General features: G+C 68.7%; 13 protein-coding genes. 9 read left to right on the top strand and 4 right to left on the bottom strand.

Annotated features, from left to right (window positions below; translation table 11 throughout):
* Nucleotides 1-102: 102 nt before the first annotated feature.
* From G1H11_RS00700 to G1H11_RS00710, 3 genes are read left to right on the top strand one after another with little or no spacing between them, the layout of a single operon-like run.
* Nucleotides 103-564, top strand: coding sequence for a TraR/DksA family transcriptional regulator (locus tag G1H11_RS00700; protein WP_163815098.1), 462 nt, complete (start codon nucleotides 103-105; stop codon nucleotides 562-564).
* Nucleotides 537-1,262 carry a signal peptidase II gene (gene lspA, locus G1H11_RS00705; protein ID WP_163815101.1) on the top strand — a complete coding sequence of 242 codons (726 nt, stop codon included), beginning with the start codon at nucleotides 537-539 and terminating at the stop codon, nucleotides 1,260-1,262. The genes G1H11_RS00700 and lspA overlap by 28 nt, the downstream gene beginning before the upstream one ends.
* A gap of 14 nt (nucleotides 1,263-1,276) precedes the next feature.
* Nucleotides 1,277-2,182 carry an RluA family pseudouridine synthase gene (locus G1H11_RS00710; RefSeq protein WP_163815865.1) on the top strand — a complete coding sequence of 302 codons (906 nt, stop codon included), beginning with the start codon at nucleotides 1,277-1,279 and terminating at the stop codon, nucleotides 2,180-2,182.
* A gap of 209 nt (nucleotides 2,183-2,391) precedes the next feature.
* Here G1H11_RS00710 and G1H11_RS00715 read toward each other — a convergent pair whose 3' ends face one another.
* Complete coding sequence (locus tag G1H11_RS00715) at nucleotides 2,392-3,870, bottom strand: bifunctional phosphatase PAP2/diacylglycerol kinase family protein (RefSeq protein WP_163815103.1); 1,479 nt, start codon at nucleotides 3,868-3,870, stop codon at nucleotides 2,392-2,394.
* A gap of 319 nt (nucleotides 3,871-4,189) precedes the next feature.
* Between G1H11_RS00715 and dnaE the strand changes: the two genes are divergently transcribed.
* Genes dnaE through G1H11_RS00730 form a run of 3 tightly spaced genes read left to right on the top strand, consistent with a single transcriptional unit; the run spans nucleotide 4,190 to nucleotide 9,129 of the window.
* The gene (gene dnaE / locus G1H11_RS00720; protein ID WP_174257312.1) at nucleotides 4,190-7,654 is read left to right on the top strand and encodes a DNA polymerase III subunit alpha; all 3,465 of its coding nucleotides are present in this window, start codon (nucleotides 4,190-4,192) and stop codon (nucleotides 7,652-7,654) included.
* An 8-nt stretch (nucleotides 7,655-7,662) separates the two neighbouring features.
* Nucleotides 7,663-8,211, top strand: a complete 549-nt coding sequence (locus G1H11_RS00725; protein ID WP_163815107.1) for a hypothetical protein — start codon at nucleotides 7,663-7,665, stop codon at nucleotides 8,209-8,211.
* A gap of 12 nt (nucleotides 8,212-8,223) precedes the next feature.
* On the top strand, nucleotides 8,224-9,129 hold the full coding sequence (locus G1H11_RS00730) for an SMP-30/gluconolactonase/LRE family protein (RefSeq protein WP_163815867.1): 906 nt from the start codon (nucleotides 8,224-8,226) through the stop codon (nucleotides 9,127-9,129).
* 13 nt (nucleotides 9,130-9,142) lie between these two features.
* On the opposite strand, the gene G1H11_RS00735 is transcribed toward G1H11_RS00730, so the two are convergent.
* The 3 genes from G1H11_RS00735 to G1H11_RS00745 all read right to left on the bottom strand — a co-directional run bounded on the left by G1H11_RS00735 (nucleotide 9,143) and on the right by G1H11_RS00745 (nucleotide 13,762).
* A complete protein-coding gene (locus G1H11_RS00735; protein ID WP_216843302.1) occupies nucleotides 9,143-10,063 on the bottom strand; it encodes an ion transporter in 921 nt (306 codons plus the stop codon).
* A 167-nt stretch (nucleotides 10,064-10,230) separates the two neighbouring features.
* Nucleotides 10,231-10,728 carry a Cys-tRNA(Pro) deacylase gene (ybaK, locus tag G1H11_RS00740; protein ID WP_163815109.1) on the bottom strand — a complete coding sequence of 166 codons (498 nt, stop codon included), beginning with the start codon at nucleotides 10,726-10,728 and terminating at the stop codon, nucleotides 10,231-10,233.
* Nucleotides 10,729-10,735: 7 nt separating this feature from the next.
* Nucleotides 10,736-13,762 (bottom strand): alpha-mannosidase, encoded by a 3,027-nt coding sequence (locus tag G1H11_RS00745; protein ID WP_163815111.1) that lies wholly within the window; start codon nucleotides 13,760-13,762, stop codon nucleotides 10,736-10,738.
* Between the two features lie 201 nt (nucleotides 13,763-13,963).
* On the opposite strand from G1H11_RS00745, the gene G1H11_RS00750 reads away from it, so the two are divergent.
* The 3 genes from G1H11_RS00750 (at nucleotide 13,964) to G1H11_RS00760 (ending at nucleotide 16,636) form a co-directional block, all read left to right on the top strand.
* The gene (locus G1H11_RS00750) at nucleotides 13,964-14,950 is read left to right on the top strand and encodes an acetylxylan esterase (RefSeq protein WP_163815113.1); all 987 of its coding nucleotides are present in this window, start codon (nucleotides 13,964-13,966) and stop codon (nucleotides 14,948-14,950) included.
* A 76-nt stretch (nucleotides 14,951-15,026) separates the two neighbouring features.
* A complete protein-coding gene (locus G1H11_RS00755) occupies nucleotides 15,027-15,695 on the top strand; it encodes a bifunctional 4-hydroxy-2-oxoglutarate aldolase/2-dehydro-3-deoxy-phosphogluconate aldolase (protein WP_216843303.1) in 669 nt (222 codons plus the stop codon).
* On the top strand, nucleotides 15,692-16,636 hold the full coding sequence (locus tag G1H11_RS00760; protein WP_163815115.1) for a sugar kinase: 945 nt from the start codon (nucleotides 15,692-15,694) through the stop codon (nucleotides 16,634-16,636). The genes G1H11_RS00755 and G1H11_RS00760 overlap by 4 nt, the downstream gene beginning before the upstream one ends.
* The last annotated feature ends 25 nt before the right edge of the window (nucleotides 16,637-16,661 follow it).

Here is a 16,661-nt window from a genome sequence, read left to right on the forward strand (position 1 = left end):
GCTGAGAGACGGCACGTCGTTGAAGCAGAGCAGGGAAAGATCTATCCTCACCTGACCCGGACAAGAGTGGGCGGGCATACGGCAGGGAAGGGGTGCGTGAGCATGGCCGAGCGCACGGATGGTGCGAAGACGACAGCCCGGACGGACACCGCGGCGGTACAGGAGCAGGCCGCGGCGCTGGTGGTCCGCGCTGACGAGGAACCATGGTCGGGCGAGGAGCTCGACGAGGTTCGTGAGACCCTCCTCGCCGACGCCCAGCGTCTCCGAGAGGAGATCGCCGACGCCGAGGTCGAGATCGCGGAGCTTCTGCGACGCAGCACAGCTGACGGCAGCGAGGACCAGGTGGACACCGGCTCCAAGGCGTTCGAACGCGAGCACGAGATGTCGCTGGCCGCGAGCCACCGGGAGATCCTCAATCAGACCGGACGCGCCCTGGAGCGGATCGAGGACGGCACGTACGGAGTGTGCGAGAGTTGCGGCAATCCGATCGGCAAGGCTCGGCTGCTCGCCTTCCCTCGTGCGACACTGTGTGTGACATGCAAACAACGACAGGAGCGTCGCTGAACCGCGACGACACACGAGATGTGAGAACGCGTCGCCGCACGGCGGCGCTTCTCCTTATTGCCGCAGTGGTCCTCATCTTGGACCAGCTGACGAAGGTCTGGGCGGTCAGCGCCCTGGACGGTGGCCGGGTCATCCAGGTGATCGGCGAGTTCCTGCAGTTCCGGCTGGTGCGTAACCCCGGCGCCGCGTTCAGTATGTTCACAGAGATGACCGTGGTCCTGACCGTGATCGCCGCCGGCGTGATCGTCGTGATCCTGTGGGTCAGCCGCAAGGTGACGAGCCTTGCGTGGGCGGTGGCCCTTGGCGGCCTGCTGGGCGGTGCCCTGGGCACGTTCACCGATCGGCTGTTCCGGGAGCCCGGTCCGTTCCGGGGTCACGTGGTGGACTTCCTCGAGCTGCCCAACTGGCCGGTGTTCAACATCGCCGACTCCTCGATCGTCGGCTCGGCGATACTCATCGCTCTGCTGAGCTTCCGGGGCGTGGAGTTCTCCAGCATGCGGCGGCCCGAAGGCGACGACGGGCTGACCGGCCGTCCCCTCACCGGCGACACGGAGATTGGCGAGCCGCTCGACGGCGAGCCCGTCGGCGGTGAGCCGGGCGGGCGTGCTTCCCGGGACGACGACTCGACCGGCCCTGAAGCGCCGAGCGGGGATCAAGACCCGCCGCCGGACACCGAATCGGGGACCGAAGCCAGGTGAGTGACCGGCGCTCCATGCCTGTGCCGGACGGACTCGAGGGAGAACGACTCGACTCCGCCCTGGCCCGGCTCTTCGGCTTTTCCCGCAGCAAGGCCGCCGATCTCGTGGAGGACGGCCGTGTCCTCGTGGACGGGGTGGCCGAGTCCAAGTCCGCGCGGGTCCGGGCAGGCGGCTGGCTCGAGGTCGAGCTGCCGGATCCCGCCGGTCCCATCCGCGTCGTTCCCGAGCATGTCGAAGGCATGCGGATCGTCCACGACGACGCCGACGTGGTGGTCGTGGACAAGCCCGTCGGTGTGGCTGTGCACCCGAGTCCTGGCTGGACCGGGCCCACCGTGGTGGGCGGACTGGCCGGACAGGGCTTCCGGATCTCCACCAGCGGCGCTGCCGAACGGCAGGGCGTCGTCCACCGCCTCGACGTCGGCACCAGCGGCGTGATGGTGGTCGCGAAGTCCGAGGTGGCGTACACCTCACTGAAGCGGCAGTTCCGTGAGCGCACCGTGGAGAAGACGTATCACGCTCTTGTCCAGGGGCATCCTGACCCGTCCCGGGGCACGGTCGACGCGCCGGTCGGCAGGCATCCAGAGCATGACTACAAGTGGGCCGTGGTCGCCGACGGCAAACCCAGCGTCACGCACTACGAGACGCTCGAGGCGTTCCCAGCCGCGAGCCTGCTCGAGATCCACCTGGAAACCGGCCGCACCCACCAGATCCGGGTGCATATGAGCGCCCTGCGCCATCCGTGCGTAGCGGACCTCACCTACGGGGCTGACCCCACCCTCGCGGCTCGGTTGAAGCTCACCCGGCAGTGGCTGCACGCGGTGGGGCTGGGTTTCGAGCATCCCGGCACAGGGGAGCGGGTGGGGTTCGAGTCGCCGTATCCCGACGATCTCGCCCGTGCTCTCGAACGGCTCGCCGGCTAACGGCGCCTTTGCCACCTGATCGTCGAATTGCCTTCCGATCATCACGCGTTGCCCGGCCATGCGGGCCCAGGCGATCAGATGACAGAAACGGCGAATGCTCCGCCACTATGCCATCTGATCGTCCAGCGTCCGCATAGCGAGACGCGATCAGGTGACCGAACTGCGACGTGAGCGCCGGTTTGCGCATCTGATCGTCTCGGTAGGGCTGATCAGGCGACAGATCGACGATCAGGTGACGAAGCGGGGGCGGGCAACGTTGGGCGGTAGACCGCCAGAGCGCCGGGCAACTTGCCGAAGGCGCACGAGCTGACCTTGCCGACCGCCTCACCGTCGCAGGCCAGCCCCACCTCCTCGCCGAGCGCTTCCAGTTTCAGGGTGCGCAGCGTGCGCGAGACATGCACTCGGCTGCGCTCACCGGTTCCGGTGAGGATCGCGAGCACCGCGCGGGTCCGGGAGAAACGGCCCTCGGCCGACAGGTACTGCACGTCGAGGTAGCCGTCGTCGAGGCGGGGCCGCCAGGCCGGGAAGGTTCCGCGCGGCACGTAGCAGCCGTTGCCGACGAACACCAGCCAGACGCTGACGGGCTCGCCGTCGAGCGCCACCCGCAGCGGCTGGTGCGCGTGCAGCACCTGCCCGGCCGCCAGCGCCATGGCCAGCCATTTGCCCCACCTGTGCTCCAGTGCTTCCCGGCGCCGCACCAGATCCGGGTAGCCGCCGATGCTCGCGGTGTTGAGGAAGGTGCGACCGTCGGCGGTGGCAATGTCGACGGCCACGGCCTGACCAGCCTCCACCGCGGTGCGTACGTCGTCGAAACCCTCGAGCCCGACGTCGCGAGCGAAATGGTTGAGAGTGCCGGCGGGAAAGATCGCGAGCGGCAGGCGGTGCGCGACCGCCACGGCTGCCGCCGCCGCGACGGTCCCGTCCCCGCCGGCCACCCCGAGGGCACGCACCACGCCGCGCCTGCTCGCCAGCACAGCCTCGATATCGACGTCGGCGTCCAGTTCGACCACCTCCGCCTGGGGGAGGAGCCCGAGGATCTCCTCGCGGGGGCTTCCCGGGCGACCCGATGCCGGATTGACCACGACGAGCATGCCCTCGCCACGGGGTAGCGCCGGTGCCGGCGCACCGTGCCGGATACGGGCGGGGATCCGCGGATGGACCGGCCACCAGCGCCGTCCGGCGAGGGCTACCCCGGCGCCGAGCACCGCCCCGGCGACGACGTCGCCGACGTGGTGGACGCCGACGTGGACTCGGGAGTACGCGACCGCCGCCGCCAGTGGCGTCACCGCGGCACCGAGCGCGGTGTTCTCCATGGCGACACCCGTGGCGAAGGCGGCCGCCGACGCGGCGTGTCCGCTCGGAAAGGAGGTGGTGACCGGCTCGCGGGTCAGCCTGCGGATCGCGGGCGTCAGTTCCGCATCCGGCCGCCGTCGGCGGATCAGCGGCTTCAGGACACCGTTGGCGACGGCGCTGGTTACGGTGAGGGTGGCGATTCCACGGCAGGCCGCCCGGCGTGTCTGGCCCGGCACGAGCACGCCGACCGCGGCGATGGCGAGCCAGAGGCGGCCCTTGTTGGCCGCTTGGCTCAGCCCGCGCATAGCGGTGTCGAGCTGACGAGGACCCGGTGTGTCCTCGCTCGGCACCGTCCTGGTGCCTATCCCGGCGGCCCGGACAGATGTCCTTCGCATGTCTCTCCTCGTGTCTTCCCGCACTGCCGGCATCCGATTCGAATCGCCCTCCGTGCCAGGCTCAGATTACGTGTGCGGCCCGCCGGCTGGTGCCGCCGAACCGGTTCCGCGCGGCCACGGCGGGGCGCCGCGACGTTGTCGGCCGGGCGGCATAGAGTGACGGTGTTCCCATCGAGCGCACCGCATCAGGTGGATCGATGATTCGGTGCGGAATCTGGTGTCTCACCAGCGTGGTTGCTCTAGGAGGTCGGTTTTAGTCGTGTCGAGTGCCGGATCCAGCGGGAGCTTCGTTCACCTGCACGTGCACACCGAGTATTCGATGCTGGACGGTGCCGCCCGGCTGGACGATCTGTTCGCCGAGGCCTCGCGCCAGGGGATGTCCGCACTGGCCACCACGGACCACGGCAATGTGTTCGGTGCCTATGACTTCTACCGCAAGGCCAACGCCAGCGGCATCAAGCCGATCATCGGCACAGAGGCCTACCTGACCCCGAAGACCAGCAGGTTCGACAAGACCAGGGTGCGGTGGGGCGACGGCGGCGGTGACGACGTCTCCGGAAGCGGCGCGTACACCCACATGACCCTGCTCGCGGAGACCACCGCGGGCATGCACAACCTGTTCCGGCTCTCGTCGCGGGCATCCATCGAGGGCTTCTACTTCAAGCCACGGATGGACCGCGAGCTGCTGAACATGTACTCGGGCGGGCTGATCGCCACCACCGGGTGCCCCAGCGGCGAGGTCCAGACCCTGCTCCGCCTCGGCAAGTACGACGACGCGGTGGCCTCCGCCGCGGAGTTCCGGGACATATTCGGCAAGGAGAACTTCTTCGTCGAGCTGATGGACCACGGCCTGTCCATCGAGACCAGAGTCCGTGAGGATCTGCTCAGGCTGGCCAAGGATCTGTCGCTGCCGCTGCTGGCCACCAACGACCTGCACTACACGCACAAGGCGGACCACAAGGCGCACGAGGTGCTGCTGTGCGTCCAGTCCGGGTCCACGCTGGCCGATCCCAAGCGGTTCAAGTTCGACGCCGAGGACTTCTACCTGAAGTCCGCGGAGGAGATGCGCGGCGTCTGGTCGGAGTTGCCCGAGGCATGTGACAACACCCTGCTGGTGGCCGAGCGCTGCGAGGTCAAGTTCGTCGAGGAAGCCGGCCGTTACATGCCGCACTTCCCGGTGCCGGAGGGCGAGGACGAGACCTCCTGGTTCGTCAAGGAGGTCGAGCGAGGGCTGCACGCCCGGTACCCGAACGGCATCCCCGACGACGTCCGCAAGCAGGCCGAGTACGAGACGGAGGTGGTGACCGGCAAGGGGTACGCCGGCTACTACCTGATCGTCGCCGACTTCATCAACTGGTCGAAGCGCAACGGCGTGCGGGTGGGTCCCGGACGTGGCTCCGGAGCCGGCTCCATGACCGCCTACGCCATGGGCATCACTGATCTCGATCCGCTGAAACACGGGCTGATCTTCGAGCGGTTCCTCAACCCCGAGCGCGCTTCCATGCCCGACTTCGACGTCGACTTCGACGAACGTGGCCGCGGCGACGTCATCCGCTACGTGACCGAGAAGTACGGCAGTGATCACGTCGCCCAGATCGTCACCTACGGCACCATCAAGGCCAAGCAGGCGGTCAAGGACGCCAGCCGGGTTCTCGGCTTCCCGTTCGCCATGGGGGAGCGGCTCACCAAGGCGATGCCTCCCGCGGTCATGGGCAAGGACATCCCGCTCACCGGCATCTTCGACCCCGAGCACAAGCGATACTCGGAGGCCGGCGAGTTCCGCCAGCTCTACGAGTCCGACGCCGACGTCCGCAACGTGGTGGACACCGCCAAGGGCCTGGAGAACCTGAAGCGCCAGTGGGGCGTGCACGCCGCCGGCGTGATCATGTCCTCCGAGCCGCTGCTCGACACCATCCCGATCATGAAGCGGGAGCAGGACGGCGCGATCATCACCCAGTTCGACTACCCGACGTGCGAGACACTCGGGCTGGTCAAGATGGACTTCCTGGGCCTGCGCAACCTCACCATCCTCGACGACGCGCTGAAGAACATCGTCAAGAACGGCAAGGACCCGATCGACCTCGACGAGCTGACGCTGGACGACCCCGCCACCTACGAGCTCCTGGGCCGCGGCGACACTCTCGGCGTGTTCCAGCTCGACGGCGGGCCCATGCGCTCACTGCTGCGGATGATGCGGCCGGACAACTTCGAGGACATCTCCGCGGTCATCGCCCTGTACCGGCCGGGGCCCATGGGTGCCAACTCCCACATCAACTACGCCCAGCGAAAGACCGGCCAGCAGGAGATCACCCCCATCCATCCAGAGCTGGCCGACGCTCTCGAGGACATCCTGGGCACCACCTACGGCCTGATCGTCTATCAGGAGCAGGTCATGGCCATCGCCCAGCAGCTGGCGGGCTACTCGCTCGGCAAAGCGGATCTGCTCCGCCGCGCCATGGGTAAGAAGAAGCGCGAGGTCCTCGACGCGGAGTACGTCGGCTTCTCGGACGGCATGAAGGCCAACGGATTCTCCGAGCACGCCATCAAGACGCTGTGGGAGATCCTGGTCCCGTTCTCCGATTACGCGTTCAACAAGGCTCATAGCGCCGCGTACGGCGTCATCTCGTACTGGACGGCGTACCTCAAGGCGCACTATCCGGCGGAGTACATGGCCGGGCTGCTGACCTCCGTGCGCGGTGACAAGGACAAGACCGCCCTGTACCTCTCCGAGTGCCGCCGGATGGGCATCAAGGTGCTCCCTCCTGACGTCAACGAGTCCGAGGGCGACTTCACCCCGGTCGGCACCGACATCCGGTTCGGGCTTGCCGCCATCCGCAATGTCGGTGGCAACGTGGTGGAGGGGATCGTCTCGGCCCGCAAGAACGAGGGCCGCTACGAGAGCTTCCCCGACTTCATGAACAAGGTCCCGGTGCCGGTGTGCAACAAGCGAGTGGTGGAATCGCTCGTCCGGGCCGGCGCCTTCGATTCGATGGGCTACGCACGGCGGGCCCTGGTCTCCATCGTCGACGAGACGGTGGACGCGGTCATCACGCTGAAGCGCAACGAAGCCATCGGGCAGTTCGACCTGTTCGGCGGCGCCGGTGAGGAGAGCTCCGGGCTGGAGATCAGCGTCCCGGAACTCTCCGAGTGGGACAAGAAGGTCAAGCTCGGCTATGAGCGGGAGATGCTGGGCCTGTATGTGTCCGACCATCCGCTACTCGGTCTGGAGCATGTGCTGGCCTCGGCGGCGGACCGGCCCATCTCTATGCTCAGCGACGAGTCCGAGGTGCCCAGCGGCACCAACCTCACCATCGGCGGCCTCATCACCGGTGTGCAGCGCAAGGTGACCAAGCGCGGCGACACCTGGGCCATCGCCACCGTCGAAGACCTCGAGGGCGCTATCGAGTGCCTGTTCTTTCCCGCCACCTACCAGCTGTACGCCACGCAGCTGATCGAGGACGAGATCGTGCTGGTGAAGGGGAAGCTCGATCGCCGGGATGATTCCCCGCAGTTCATCGCCAGCGAGCTGAGCCTGCCGGACATCTCGGAGGCTCCCACGGGTCCGCTGGTGGTCACCATGCCGGTCACCCGATGCACACCACCTGTGGTCGAGCGACTCAAGGACGTCCTGGTGACGCATCCGGGCGCCACGGAGGTTCACCTGAAGCTGACCGGCTCCGAGCGCGTGACCGTGATGCGCCTGGCCGACGGGCTGAGGGTCACCCCCTCCACGGCACTCATGGGCGACCTCAAGGCGTTGCTCGGTCCCACCTGTGTGGTCTGATTGTGCGGATGACCGATGTAGCCGAACCCCGGCGCGCCGGAACCAAGACCCGAGGCCGGCGCCCGCCGATGAGCCCTACCCGGGTGTGCGTGGAGATCGGGCTCGCCTCCGTGGTGTTCGGCGTGCTGCTCGGTGTCGTGTGGTATCTGCTGTCTCCGGAGATCACCGGTCAAGTCACCGAGAGGGGCTTCTCGGTGCCCATCGACCAGGCTCGCCGCCTGTTCGACCGGGTGGCCGTCTTCGCTCTGGCCGGAGCCGCGGTCGGGCTGGTCCTGGGTGTCGTGTCGGGGTGGCGGCACCGGCGGCGGCCGGTCACCTCGGTGCTGATGCTGGCGGCAGGAGGACTGGCCGGGTCATTTGTCGCCTGGGGCTTGGGAGCCGGGCTCGGATCGTCGTCCACGGCCGGGGAGCCGGGCACTGCGGTGACGCTGCCGCTGGAACTGGACGCGCCCGCGGCGGTGCTGGCGTGGCCGGTGGTGGGCGTCGTGGTGATGACGGTGATGGCATTGTTCCGTGACGACCGCTCGCCATGGGTGTGGAACGGCGGCTCGCGGTAAGGAGGCGGCATGATGGCTGACGTCGAGGTCCTGGACCCGTTGTTCTCCGGGTTCGTCCTGGGTAACGCGTCGCTCGAACGGCTGTGGACCGGGGGCAGGTGGACCGAGGGTCCCGTGTACTTCGCGGATGCTCGCCAGCTGTTGTTCAGCGACATCCCCAACGACCGCATGCTGCGCTGGGTGGAGGGTGGCGAGGTGTCGGTATTCCGGCAGCCGGCCCGGTTCACCAACGGTCATGCCCGTGACGTCGAGGGCCGGCTGGTCAGTTGCGAACACGGCAGCCGCTCGCTGACGCGCACCGAGTTGGACGGCACGGTGACGGTGCTGGCCGACCGGCTGGATGAGCGGCGTCTCAACTCACCGAACGACGTCGTGGTGAAGTCCGACGGGAGCATCTGGTTCACCGATCCGCCGTACGGGATCCTCACCGACTACGAGGGTCACAAGGCGACGCCCGAACTTGACGGGTGCTACGTCTTCCGGCTGGACCCCGTCACGGGAAGCCTGGACGTCGTCGTCGACGACATGGTCAGGCCCAACGGGCTCGCCTTCTCCACCGACGAGACCGTCCTGTACGTCACAGACAGCGGCAACTCACCTGGCGCGCCAGGTCCGCACCATGTGCGGGCCTTCGAGGTTCGCGACGGACGCCGGCTGGCCGGCTCCCGCGTGGTCGCCGAGGTGGCGCCGGGCAACCCCGACGGGCTGGCCGTCGACGACGAGGACTTCCTCTGGTGCAGCGCCGAGGACGGCGTGCATTGCCTCTCACCGGATGGCGTGGTCCTCGGGAAGATCCGTGTGCCGGAGACCGTGTCCAACTGCACCTTCGGCGGCCCGAAACGCAACCGTCTGTTCATCACGGCCACCACCTCGGTGTACGCGATCTTCCTGAACCGCCGGGGAAGCGGGCGGCTCTGAGGCCGGGCGCGACTCAGCGCCGCCGCTCGTCGCCCCGCCGCTCGTCGAACCCCCGATCGTCGACCCCCCGCTTGTCGAGCCGCCGTTCGAGCGAGGCGACCTGGTGGCGGAGCGCGTCGATGGCCTCCAGAAGCTGGTCTTCGCGCTCCGGGCGGGGTGCGCCGAGCTGGCCGGGCACATTCGCGGGGTCGGTTTCCTTCTGCCGCTCGAGCGCCTCGACAGTCACCGCGATGAACAGGTTCAGCACGACGAACGTGGCGATCACGACGAATACGAGGAAGAACAGCCACGCGGCGGGCTGCTGCCGGCCGATGGGCTCTACGATGTCGCCCAGCCCTCCGTCGCCGATCATGATCCGGAACATCGAGGTCGCGGCCTGGCCGAGGTTGCCGAAGTGCTCCGGTGAGATTCCGCTGAACAGGTTGGTCGCCATCACGACGCCGACGTAGTAGAGGATGATCAGCAGCGCGCCGATGGACGCGATCCCCGGTATCGCCGCCACCAGGGCGCCCACCACTCGGCGCATCGACCGGACGGTCGAGAGCATGCGAAGCACCCGAAGCACGCGCAACACCCGGAGGATGGCCAGCTCGCCCGAGGCCGGGACCAGCGCTATGGCCACGACGAACAAGTCGAACAAGCCCCAACCGGAGCGGAAGAACCGGCCGCGGTAGGCGTAGATTCGCAGGACGATCTCCACGACGAACACCGCCAGGATGCCCCGGTTGAGGGGGGTCAGGACCGCGCCCCACTCCGCGGTGAGCTCCGGGTAAGTCTCGAGTCCGAGAACCGCCGCGTTGACCACGATGAGCGTGATGATCAGCCGCTGGAATCCGGTGGACTCGACGAGGGCCTGTACTCGTCGGCGCAGAGTAGGGGGAGGGGGTGGCTGATGCTGGGCGCGGTCGAGCACGCCGGTCACCCGGTCGGTCATGCGGTCATCCTCGTCGTGCGGCGGCAGGCGTGTTCGCCAGTGTCCGGGCGGTGGCCGGCAACGCCGCAAATTATCTCAGACCGCTGCATTCACGCATTCCCAGACCACTGACGTCGCCCGCATCGGAGGTAGAGGTCCGTGCAGGCTGTGGTCGGGCAAAGGGGTGTTCAGTCCGATCGGCCGATCGGCGCGGTGGTCGCCGACGTGAGCTTCATCAAGTCCGCCGGTGCCAGCTCGAGGTCCAGGCCGCGCCGGCCGCCGGAGACGAAGACTGTCTCGTGCGCGGAAGCGGTGGAGTCAAGCACGGTGGGCAGGGGCTTACGCTGACCCAGCGGGCTGATCCCGCCTACGACGTATCCGGTGGCTCGTTCCGCAGCCGTGACATCGGCCATGACCGCCCGCTTGCCGCTCACCGCGTGGGCCAGCGCCTTGAGGTCGAGCATGCCGGCGACGGGGACGATGCCGACGACGAGCTTGCCGTCGACCTCGGCCAGCAGGGTCTTGAACACTCGGTCCGGCGCCACCCCCAGGGCCTCGGCCGCCTCCAGGCCGTAGGAGGCGGCAGCCGGATCGTGGTGATAGGGGTGCACCGTGTACTCGACGCCGGCCCGGTCCAGGGCGACCGTGGCCGGCGTCCCCGCGCCGGTTCGCCTCTTCTTGCTCACCCGGTGATTATGCCGGGTTCTGTGCGGACCTCCCGAGCCGCAAGGTGACGACCTGGAAGGGGCGCAACCGGAGGCGTACGGCGCCGTCCTCGACCGTGAGCTCCTCGCCGGCGAACGGCCGCTCGAGCAGGTCTGTGACCGTGGCCGAGGTGACTGGGAAACCGGCGGTCAGGTTCGCGGTGGCGCGGCCGCCGGCGGCTTCGTAGATGCGCACGACGACGTCCCCGCTGCCGTCGTCGGCCAGCTTCACCGCTTCGGCGACGACGGCGTCGTTGTCCAGGGTGACGAGCGGTTCGACGTCGTTCGACCCGGTGACCTGCCGTTCGGGGAGGTTGATGCGGTAGCCCTCGACGGCGGCGTCGGTGATGTCCGCACCCACCGCCAGCGCATAGCCGAACCCGTGGGTGCCCTGGTCGGTCTCGGGGTCGGGGAACCGCGGCGCCCGCAGCAAGGTGAGCCGCAGCGTCGTCGTGGTCCCGCCGTCCTCGCGGACCGACCGGGTGACGTCGTGGCCGTAGGTGGAGTCGTTGACCACGGCGGCGCCCCAGCCCGGCTCGGCCACGTGAAGGTAACGGTGCGCACAGATCTCAAACTTCGCCGTCTCCCACGACGTGTTGGTGTGCGTGGCGCGTTTGACGTGGCCGAACTGGGTCTCCGCCGACGACGCGTCGGCCCGGACGTCGAGCGGGAACGCGGCCTTGAGCAGCGTCTCGCTCTCGTGCCAGTCCACCTCGGTCCGGAAGTCCACCACCCGCGAGCCGGGACGCAGCGCGATGGACTGGGTGAGAGCCGACTGGCCGAACCGGCGGGTGACACGCACGGTCATGGCATCGCCCGTGACGAGCTCCAGCGACTCGACGCCGGTCAGATCCGTCACCGTGTTGCGGTAGTAGGACTCGATGTCCCACGCGTCGTACTCGATCGGGAGGTCCGGGTGCAGCTGCAGAAGGTTGGCCGCGCCTCCCGGGGCGATCGCCTCCCGTCCGGTGGCGTGCTCGACGACGGAGGTCACCAGCCCTCGGTCGTCGACGACGACCCGCAGCGCGCCGTTGTCCAGGATCCAGCCGCCGTCACTGGGGTCCGCGCTCACCGCGTCGTCGCGCCCATCGACCGATCCCGTGATGCGTGCGCCACCGGCCGGGATGCCGCCGCGGGCGTGCGGAGCCGCGTTGAACACGACGGGGCGATCGCCGTCGCCGGCGAGGGCACTCTGCGCGGCGACGATGATGCCGTGCAGCTCCTCCGCCACCTCGGCGTAGGTGTCGGCTGCCTGGCGGTGCACCCACGCGATCGACGAGCCGGGGAGGATGTCGTGGAACTGGTGGAGCAGAACCGTCTTCCACAGCCGGTCGAGCTGTTCGTACCGATAGACGTGCCCGGTGCGCACGGCGGCCGTCGTGGCCCACAGCTCGGCTTCCCGCAGCAGGTGCTCCGAGCGCCGGTTGCCCTGCTTGGTCTTGGTCTGGGAGGTGTAGGTGCCTCGATGGTACTCGAGGTACAGCTCGCCCACCCAGACGGGCGCGTTGCTGTACTCGGCTTCGGCCTTGGCGAAGAACTCCGCCGGCGCCTCGATGGTGACCTGGGGTGAGCCTTCGAGATCGCGCAGCCGGGCCGCACGCGCGAGCATTTCCCGGGTGGCACCGCCGCCGCCGTCCCCGTGACCGAACGGCACCATCGAACGCCGAGCGGCGCCCTTGTCCCGGAAGTTGCGCACCAGGTGCGCCATCTCCTTGCCGGTGAATTCGGCGTTGTAGGTGTCCACCGGCGGAAAATGGGTGAACACCCGGGTGCCGTCCAGGCCTTCCCACCAGAACGAGTGGTGGGGGAACTTGTTGGTCTGCGACCAGGAGATCTTCTGGGTGAGAAACCACCGGGAACGGGACAGCTTGACCAGCTGAGGGAGCGCGGCGGAGTAGCCGAAGGAGTCCGGCAGCCACACCTCTTCGGTCTCGATGCCGAACTCCTCGGCGAAGAACCGCTTGCCATGTACGAACTGCCTGGCCATCGCCTCGCTGCCGGGCATGTTGGTGTCGGATTCGACCCACATCCCGCCCACGGGCACGAACTGGCCGTCGGCGATCTTCTCCTTGACGCGGTCGAAGACCTCGCCACGGTGCTCCTTGATCCAGGCGAGCTGCTGCGCCTGCGACATCGCGAAGACGAACTCGGGATGGTCGTCCATCAGGTCGACCGTGTTGGACGCGGTGCGGGCCACCTTGCGCACGGTCTCGCGCAGCGGCCAGAGCCAGGCGGAGTCGATGTGCGCGTGCCCGATGGCGGAGACCTGGTGTGCCGAGGCGTTCGCCGGCGCGGCCAGGGTCGGTGCGAGCCGTTCCCGGGCGGCCGAGGCCGTGCCGTTGACGTCGTGCAGGTTCAGGGCGTCCAACGCGGCGTTGATCGCGTGCAGGATCTCCCAGCGGCGGGGCTGGTCGAGGGGAAGCTCGTGCATCAGCTGCCCGAGCACCTCGAGATCGACGACGAGGTCCCAGACATTCTGGTCGAACACGGCGAGGTCAGCCTGAGCGAGCCGGTACAACGGCTCGTCGCCGGCGGTGCTCTTCTCACCGAGCATCGTGACCGGCCCCTTGATCAGCGGGTTGGCCGCCGCTTCGACGTGGAAGACGACCTCGTCGCCGCCCTTGGCCGGCTCTCCTATCCGCAGCCACCGGCTGCGCGGGTGCAGGCCCTTCACTGCCGTGCCGTCGGGCAGGTAGACCAGTCCTTCGGCGGTGAAACCGGGGCCGCCGCCGCTGAAGCCGAGGTCGATGACCGCTTCGACCGTCTGGCCCGCCCATTCCGCTGGTACGCGCCCGGTGAACTTGAACCAGCTGGTTCCCCAGGCAGGCCCCCACGGGTCACCGACCGCGGCCGGGACATAGCCGGCAGCCAGCCCCGCGGCCGGCGGTAGGGGCTCCCCGGGCGCATGCCACACCTCGACTGTCAGCGGGACCGCGTGGGGGTACACAGCGGGTCGCACGCGCTCCCGCAGCACCCGATCTAGTCTGTTCTCGATCAGCTCGCGGTCGTGGTGCATGGCGCCGGAGTCCTTTCGTCATTGAAGCGAATGTCAGGTTGTCTCGTTGTTCCGTCATGCACGAGTCTGTCACCAACTCGGGCCGGTCGTCCTGGTGCCCCTCAACCGCGGCCGCGGCGGACCTGCCCGCGCAGCGTAGCCGTCGCCGCTCTAAGCTGCCACGTGACCGCCGCCCGAAGCCGAGTGTGAGGGAGCCCGCCCGTGCCGTTGTTCGACAAGCCGTTGTCCGAGCTGCGTGAGTACCGGCCCGAGAGAGTCGAGGAGCCGGACTTCGACACGTTCTGGGAGCGCACTCTTGACCAGGCGCGGGAGTTCCCCCTCGACGTCGTGTTCGAGGCCTACGATGCCGCGCTGAGCCTGGTCGACGTGTACGACGTGCGCTACTCCGGCTGGGGTGGTCACCGGATCGCGGGCTGGTTCATGGTGCCTTCCGGCGCCACGGAGCCCTTGCCGGCCGTGGTGCATTACATCGGCTACGGCGGCGGGCGTGGGCTTCCGCACGACTGGCTCGCCACAGCGGCGGCCGGGTACGCCACCTTCGTCATGGACACGCGGGGCCAGGGGTCCAACGGCTCTCCCGGCGACACGCCGGACCCTGTGGGAGGGGCCAACCCGCAGACGCCGGGCTTCATGACCAGAGGTGTGCTGGATCCGGAGGACTACTACTACCGCCGGGTGTTCACCGACGCCGTGCGCGCGGTGGAGGCCGCCGCCTCGCACCCGCTCGTCGACAGCGAGCGGATCGTCATCGCCGGAGGCAGCCAGGGCGGCGGTATCACCCAGGCGGTGGCGGCGCTGGTGCCCGGCCTGGCCGGCGCGATGCTCGACGTGCCGTTCCTCACCGGCTACCGGCGAGCCACGGAAATCGTCGACACGATGCCCTACGGGGAGATCACCAAGTACCTCTCCATCCATCGCGATCACGAGGAGACCGTTTTCCGCACGCTCTCCTACTTCGACGGAACCAACTTGGCGCCCAGGTGCACCGCGCCCGCGTTGTACAGCGTGGCCCTGATGGACACCACGTGCCCGCCGTCCACCATCTTCGGTGCCTACAACTATTACGCCGGGCCCAAGGAGATACGGGTCTGGGCCTACAACAAGCACGAGGGCGGCCAGACGTTCCAGACCCGGGAGCGGCTGCTCTGGTTGCGCGACCTGTTCAAAAACGAGGCTGCTGAGCGCTGACTCCGGCCGTGGGGCGACGGCCGCGAAGAGCGCGGGCGCTGGGTAATGTGTGCGAGACGAGAGGGAGCCATCAGCGATGAACGAGGTCGAGATGCCAGGACGCCTTCAGCCCAGTTCGCAACTGCGGGACACCGGCGTGATGGCCATCCTGCGGGCGGGATCGGTGGACCGCTTCGGCGACATCTGTCACACCCTTGCCGACGCCGGCGTCACCTGCCTGGAGATCACCCTGACCTCGCCCGGCGCCCTGGAGGCGATCAAGGCGGCCCGAACCGCCCTGCCGGATAGCGTCAACGTCGGCGCCGGAACCGTCACCACGGCCGACGAGGTCCGGGCCGTGGTGGACGCGGGCGCCGAGTTCGTCGTGTCGCCGTCGGCCGAACTCGACGTGGTACGCGCGGCCAGGGAGGCGGGCGTGCAGTCCTATCCCGGGGCGTTCACCCCGACCGAGATCCTCGCGGCGTGGCAGGCCGGTGCCAGCGCCATCAAGGTCTTCCCGGCCTCGACCCTGGGGCCGTCGTTCTTCAGGAACGTCGCCGGGCCCTTCCCGGACATCCCGCTGATGCCCACAGGCGGGGTGTCCCTGGACTCCATCGGTGACTGGATCCGGGCGGGCGCCATCGGCGTGGGGCTGGGCGGGCCGCTTCAGGGCGACGCCGCCACCGGAGGAGACCTGGACGCGCTGGCCGAGCGTGCCCGCCGTGCCCTGGCGGAGGTTCGCGAGGCCCGGAAGACGCTCGCATGACCGGTTCGCTGGTCACTCTCGGCGAAACCATGGCGCTGATCTCCGCGGCCGGGATCGGCTCGCTCGCGGCGAATCGAGACATGAGGCTGTCCATCGCCGGGGCGGAAACCAATGTCGCCATCGGGGTAGCTCGTCTCGGCGCCAGCTCGGCATGGATAAGCCGGCTCGGCGCCGACACCTTCGGCGACCTCGTCACGCGCGAGCTGCGGGCCGAGGGCGTTGAGGCGATCGTGCGCACCGATCCCGAACGTCCCACCGGCTTGATCATCAAGGAACGCCCCAACGCCATGCGCACGCAGGTCCGCTATTACCGTGCCGGCAGCGCGGCGTCGGCAATGACGGCGTTCGACATCGACTCCGACGCCATCGCCTCGGCCGATGTCCTGCACGTCACCGGCATCACTCCGGCGTTGGGCCCGGGGCCGGCCTCGGCGGTCCATCAGGCCGTGGAGACCGCCCGCGCACACAACACCCTGATCTCGCTCGACCTCAACTACCGGGCCACGCTATGGAGCCGGGAGGACGCCCGCGCCGCGCTGACCCACCTGGTGCACCGAGCCGACGTCGTCTTCGCCGGGCCCGAGGAAGCTTCGCTGGTGGTGCCCGAGGGCTCCACCGAGGAGCTTGCGCTGGCGCTGGCCGAGATGGGCCCCGAGCAGGTGATCCTGAAGCTCGGCGCGGAGGGGGCGTATTCGGTGATCGCGGGGGAGGTGCGCAAGACGCCCGCGCTGGCGGTCCCGGTGGTCGATACGGTCGGCGCCGGAGACGCATTCGTCGCCGGTTACCTCGCCGAGTGGATGGCCGGTGAGGGTGCGGAACAGCGACTGCGCACGGCCGTCGCGGCGGGCGCCTTCGCCTGCACTGTCCTGGGCGACTGGGAAGGCCTGCCCACCCGGGCCGACCTGGAGGCGCTGGGCGCCTCCGACGCTGTGCATCGCTAGCTGACCTGCGGCCTGCCCGGGCCTG

This window comes from Phytoactinopolyspora alkaliphila, from assembly GCF_010550695.1.
Classification (GTDB): domain Bacteria; phylum Actinomycetota; class Actinomycetes; order Jiangellales; family Jiangellaceae; genus Phytoactinopolyspora; species Phytoactinopolyspora alkaliphila.

What these genes read in the sequence shown, in the direction of transcription:
- G1H11_RS00700 (WP_163815098.1), top strand. Translation starts at nt 103, where the DNA reads ATGGCCGAGCGCACGGATGGTGCGAAGACGACAGCCCGGACGGACACC.
- lspA (WP_163815101.1), top strand. Translation starts at nt 537, where the DNA reads ATGCAAACAACGACAGGAGCGTCGCTGAACCGCGACGACACACGAGAT.
- G1H11_RS00710 (WP_163815865.1), top strand. Translation starts at nt 1,277, where the DNA reads ATGCCTGTGCCGGACGGACTCGAGGGAGAACGACTCGACTCCGCCCTG.
- G1H11_RS00715 (WP_163815103.1), bottom strand. Translation starts at nt 3,870, where the DNA reads ATGCGAAGGACATCTGTCCGGGCCGCCGGGATAGGCACCAGGACGGTG.
- dnaE (WP_174257312.1), top strand. Translation starts at nt 4,190, where the DNA reads ATGCTGGACGGTGCCGCCCGGCTGGACGATCTGTTCGCCGAGGCCTCG.
- G1H11_RS00725 (WP_163815107.1), top strand. Translation starts at nt 7,663, where the DNA reads ATGACCGATGTAGCCGAACCCCGGCGCGCCGGAACCAAGACCCGAGGC.
- G1H11_RS00730 (WP_163815867.1), top strand. Translation starts at nt 8,224, where the DNA reads ATGGCTGACGTCGAGGTCCTGGACCCGTTGTTCTCCGGGTTCGTCCTG.
- G1H11_RS00735 (WP_216843302.1), bottom strand. Translation starts at nt 10,063, where the DNA reads ATGACCGACCGGGTGACCGGCGTGCTCGACCGCGCCCAGCATCAGCCA.
- G1H11_RS00745 (WP_163815111.1), bottom strand. Translation starts at nt 13,762, where the DNA reads ATGCACCACGACCGCGAGCTGATCGAGAACAGACTAGATCGGGTGCTG.
- G1H11_RS00755 (WP_216843303.1), top strand. Translation starts at nt 15,027, where the DNA reads ATGAACGAGGTCGAGATGCCAGGACGCCTTCAGCCCAGTTCGCAACTG.
- G1H11_RS00760 (WP_163815115.1), top strand. Translation starts at nt 15,692, where the DNA reads ATGACCGGTTCGCTGGTCACTCTCGGCGAAACCATGGCGCTGATCTCC.